The 4,871-nt window shown below is 68.2% G+C and carries 4 protein-coding genes; 1 reads left to right on the top strand and 3 read right to left on the bottom strand.

Annotation, left to right across the window (positions count from 1 at the left end):
* Positions 1–161: 161 nt before the first annotated feature.
* From ACIPSJ_RS51905 to ACIPSJ_RS51895, 3 genes are all read right to left on the bottom strand, one after another.
* On the bottom strand, positions 162–539 hold the full coding sequence (locus tag ACIPSJ_RS51905; protein ID WP_401357490.1) for a DUF2255 family protein: 378 nt from the start codon (positions 537–539) through the stop codon (positions 162–164).
* A 64-nt stretch (positions 540–603) separates the two neighbouring features.
* Positions 604–1,512: an aldo/keto reductase gene (locus tag ACIPSJ_RS51900; RefSeq protein ID WP_401357488.1), complete on the bottom strand. Its 909-nt coding sequence runs from the start codon at positions 1,510–1,512 to the stop codon at positions 604–606.
* A 92-nt stretch (positions 1,513–1,604) separates the two neighbouring features.
* Positions 1,605–2,822, bottom strand: coding sequence for an MFS transporter (locus tag ACIPSJ_RS51895; RefSeq protein ID WP_401357485.1), 1,218 nt, complete (start codon positions 2,820–2,822; stop codon positions 1,605–1,607).
* A 556-nt stretch (positions 2,823–3,378) separates the two neighbouring features.
* On the opposite strand from ACIPSJ_RS51895, the gene ACIPSJ_RS51890 reads away from it, so the two are divergent.
* A protein-coding gene (locus tag ACIPSJ_RS51890; RefSeq protein ID WP_401357482.1) for an IS5 family transposase occupies positions 3,379–4,166 on the top strand; the annotation gives its coding sequence in 2 pieces (ribosomal slippage) (positions 3,379–3,694 and positions 3,694–4,166; 789 coding nt in all).
* Positions 4,167–4,871 lie beyond the last annotated feature (705 nt).

Here is a 4,871-nt window from a genome sequence, read left to right as displayed (position 1 = left end):
CAGGGCGACCAGCAGCGCCTTCAGGAACGTTGAGGGTGCCGAAACCCAACTGAGGAATCCACGTGCCATCACGCAACGCAATCCGCGGGATCGGGCCGGAGGTGTTGCTCCGGGCGCCGTAACTGACGGAAGTCATGGTGTGTCCCTCCTTTGCGGGCGGGTCAGGGGCTGCGGGGGGTGATGTGCACGCCGGCTTCCCGGGTGCGGGCAGGGGCGGTCGGCGACAGGAAGGGGCTGTGCGCGTACTTGGTGCGCATCGCGTCCTCGACGGCGCTGCGCAGGGCGGGCTTTTCCCGCTCGAAGGTGACCTCGTAGGTGCGGTCGGCGACCGTGATCCGGCCGGCCCGCTGGGCGATCGGGGCCTGGTACCAGTGCGAGTGCAGGCCGCGGTTGGCGCGCGCGTACAAGCCACCGTCGACGACCATCATCCAGATCACGGTCGGCCTGCGGTACGTCACGCTGTCGGGATTGAGCGGTGCGATCTGCATCTCGTCCGTGTCCGTGAAAAGCGCGAGATCCGTTGCGTCCCACTGCCTCATGGCCCATCCCTCTTCCGTGAGTTGGCGTGGTGGTGTCGGCATGCCGGATTGCCGGGCGGCGGCGTCAGTTTTCGACGGTGACGGGGAACAGGCTCAGGTCGAACACCTCGGGGTCCGGCCCGCCGCGCACAGCGGTGGTCAGCGTGTCGATGGCGGCCATGTCCCGGTCGCTGAGGGTGAAGTCGAAGACGTCGAAGTTCTCGGCGATGCGCTCGGGCCTGACCGACTTGGGGATGACCGCGAGCCCGTGCTGGAGGTGCCAGCGGATGATGATCTGTGCCGGGGTCTTGCCGTGGCGGGCGGCCAGGTCGGTGATGACCGGGTCGGTGAGCGGGCTGGTCGAGGCACTTCGGTCGGGCAGATTGGTGTTGTAGACGCGTCCGCCGCCCAATGGCGCCCAGGACTCGGTGATCACGCCGTATCGGGCGTGGGTCTCGCGGGAGCGGGGCTGGTTGAAGAACGGGTGCAGTTCGATCTGGTTGACCGCGGGCACCACGTTGGTGCGGCGGATCAGGTCCTCCAGGCGGAGCGGGACCTGATTGCACACCCCGATCGCGCGGACCCGTCCCTCAGCGAGCAGTTGCTCCATCGCCTGGTAAGAGGCCACGGTGGTCTCCCATTCGGCGGGGTTGGGCCAGTGGATCAGGTACAGGTCCAGATACTCCAGGCCCAGGCGGCGCAGACTCGCGTCGAAGGCGCGCAGCGTCGCGTCCCGGCCGTGATTGCTCAGCCACAGTTTGGTGGTCACGAACACCTCGTCGCGGTCCAGGCCCGAGCGGCGTATGCCCTCGCCGACCTGCTCCTCGTTGAAGTAGGCGGAGGCGGTGTCGATGAGCCGGTAGCCCTGGGTCAGGGCGGTGTGCACGGCGCCAGCAGTGTCCTGCGGGCTGCTGCGGAAGACGCCCAGCCCCAGGGCGGGCATCTCCACGCCGTTGTTGAACGTGACCGTGGGGGCCTTGCCCATCGTGGTCATAACAGTGATCTCCTGTCTCATTGGGGAGAGTCGGTATTGCGGTCCCGTATAGGGGCAGGCGGATTGCTACGCCGTACAAGGGCGCGGGGAAGTCAGGACCGGCGAGTGGCCCTCGCCAGCACGGCGAGCGCGGCCGCGGCGAGCACAGCGATGAGGGCGCCGAGCAGGGAAGGTCCCTTCAGGCCGAGGCCGGAGGAGAGGGCGACGCCGCCCAGCCAGGAGCCGCTGGCGATGCCCGCGTTCAGCGCGGAGGTGCTCAGTGACACGGCCAGTGAGTGGGTCGCACCCGCGGTCTGCACCACCTGGGCGATCAGGATCGGCTGGGCGACCAGGGCGAACAGGCCCAGCAGCACGAACAGGACCACGGCGGCGACGCTGTTGGTGGCCCACAGGGTGATCGCACCGAGGACGACGGCGAGCATGACGGCTGCGGGGATCGCGGTGGCGAAGGGACGACGGTCGCCCGTGCGGCCGCCGAAGGCCGTCCCGGCCAGGGTGGCCAGGCCGTAGCCGAGCATCACCAGCGGGACGGCGGCGTCCGAGAGCCCGGCGCGGTCAGTGAGCAGCGGTGCGATGTAGCTGTAGGCGGCCACGAACGAGCCCGGCAGCAGGGCGCACGCTAGGTAGATCAGCCACAGGCGACCGGAGCGGAGGGAAGCCAGCTCAGCGTCGACCGAGGCAGTGGGACCTGCCTCGCCAACGGGCAGCTTGCGGGCAAGGACGGCGGCCGCGAGCAGCGCGAGAACGGCCAGGACCCAAAACGGCCCGCGCCAGCCGAGCGCCTGCCCGCCAGCGGTGCCGAGCGGTACGCCGAGGACGTTGGCCAGGGTCAGGCCGCCGATCATGACGGCGGTCGCTCGCGCACCGGCTTCCTTCCCGGCCGCCGCGGCGGCAAGGACCGCGCCGACCGCCCAGAACGTGCCGGTCGCTACGGCCGACACGAACCGCGCCGCCAGCTGGATGCCGAAACTCGAGCTGACAGCGGCCACGACGTGGCCGAGCGCGAAGACCAACAGCGCCAGCACCAGAGTCGCGCGGCGCGGCAGCCGCAGCGTGGCCATCGACATCACCGGAGCGCCGATGATCATGCCGATGGCGAAGACGGTGACCAGCAGACCTGCCTGACCGGTACTGACGTTCAGGCCGTCTGCGACCTGCGGCAGCAGCCCGGCCACGATCATCTCGGTCGTGCCCATCAGGAAGGCGACCGCCCCGAGCAGGTAGACAACCGGTGGCACCTTCGCCTTCGGGGCGGTGTGAGCAGGGGCGCCGACAGGCGACGACGGCGGAGAGGGGGCGGTGGTTTCCATCAAATGTCCTTTCATAAGCGGTGCAGGGGGATCGAGGCGCCATCACGGCAGGTAAGCCGGGCCTGCCTGGAGCGGCTTCCATATTTATCGGATAGATTTATCCGTTTACGGGTTCCACCGTAGCACAAACGGATAGCTCTATCTGGTACGTGGTGCGGTCGGCGGCATGACCTCCCGACTGCTGCGCGCCGACGCCGAGCTCAACCGGAGTGGGCTCCTGGATGCCGCCCGGGAGCTGTTCGCCGAGCGGGGGGCTCGATGTCGGCCTCAACGAGATCGCCCGCCACGCGGGCGTGGGCACCGCCTACCGGCACTTCCCGGACAGGAACAGCTCATCGGCGTGCTGTTCGAGCGGTGGCTCAACGAGATCGTCACCCTCGTCACGCAAGCCCTGAACGACCCCGCCTCCTGGCACGGCCTCGGCGGCGCAGGCAGGCGCGGCATCCGCAGGAACTGTAGGCCTAAGAGGTCCTAACAGAAGCCGTTGGTCATGTGGCTTTCGGCTTGGGTGGTTGTTGGTCTGGTCGTGGGGAAGAGGGAGCCGCGGCCGTGGATCATGTCGGATGAACTGTGGTCGCTGATCGAGCCGTTGCTGCCCGTGCCGGGTCCGAAGCTGGTCGAGGGCAGACCGCGGGTCCCAGACCGGCAGGCATTGTGCGGGATCCTGTTCGTGCTGCACACGGGTATCCAGTGGGAGTACCTGCCGCAGGAGCTGGGCTTCGGCTCCGGCATGACCTGCTGGCGGCGGCTGGCCGCCTGGAACGAGGCCTCCGTGTGGGACCAGCTGCATCTGGTGCTGTTGAAGAAGCTCCGGTCGGCGAAGAAACTGGACTGGTCGCGGGCGGTGATCGACTCCTCTCACGTGCGGGCGGCCCGCAGGGGCCCCAAAGCGGTCCCAGCCCGGTCGACCGCGCACGTCCGGGCAGCAAGCACCACGTCATCACCGACGCCCAGGGCATCCCGCTCGCGGTGTCGCTGACCGGCGGGAACCGCAACGATGTCACGCGGTTGCTGCCTCTGATCGACAAGATCCCGTCCGTCGCCGGCGCCGTGGGCCGGCCCCGGCACCGGCCCGACGCCCTGCTCGCCGACCGCGGCTACGACCACGACAAATACCGGCGCCTGCTGTGGGCCCGGGGCATCCGCCCGGTCATCACCCAACGAGGCCGGCCCCACGGCACCGGCCTGGGCATCTTCCGGTACGTCGTCGAAAGAACGATCGGCTGGCTGCACGGCTTCCGCCGCCTGCGCATCCGCTGGGAACGACGCGACGACATCCACGAGGCCTTCCTCGGCCTCGCCACCTGCCTCATCACCTACCGGCACGTGCAGCACCTTTGTTAGGACCTCTAATAGGCATGTGACCGGGCCGACGGTGTGGCCTGCCGAGACTGGTGCGGGTGACACGATCCCGTTCCAGCAGAGGTCGTGCGCACGTGGCGTTGGCCGGGTGTCACCAGAAGCGTCGGCGGGCGGATCCGAAGGTCTTTTGTCTGCAACTCGGCTGAGACGAAACATGCCTGGCCGTCACCTACTGCGACCCCTGAGCGCCGGGTGCCTGCCCGCCGCCCCTACGGGCCGGCGCGACTACTTCGGTGCCCATGAGGCCCCCGGAAGCTTGGCGCCTTTACGGAGGGGCTGGAGGCGGCGTGTAACGCTTCAAACAAGCGGATATTTTCATCCGGTCTGTGCTATGTTGGACCCCAAGCGGATGGTGATATCCGGTACTGGAGGTGGTGGTCGACATGGGGACCTTACCTAGCCAGGGACGGCTAAAAGGAGCCCCGATGGGCGTCTCGCCCGTGACTGCCCGACCGTCTGGTCCGCTGCGGCAAGGCCTCGCGGGACGGGTGACCACCGGCCATCTGCCCCGCTTTGTGCGGTGTTCTTGATGGGCGCGACCGAACTGGTGGTGGCTGGGCTGCTGCCCGGCATCTCCGTCGAGTCCGGGGCCTAATCTGCAAGATCAATGATCGCCCATAAGTCAGTCGGTTTTGGCTCCATTGTGGGCGTGATCAAGGAGTTCGCATGAAGGTCAGTTCTGAATCC

The sequence above is a fragment of the Streptomyces sp. NPDC090088 genome (assembly GCF_044747345.1).
In the GTDB taxonomy this organism is placed as follows: domain Bacteria; phylum Actinomycetota; class Actinomycetes; order Streptomycetales; family Streptomycetaceae; genus Streptomyces.
Note: the sequence above shows the minus strand (reverse complement) of the source record. Positions and strands in the feature narration are given on the sequence as shown.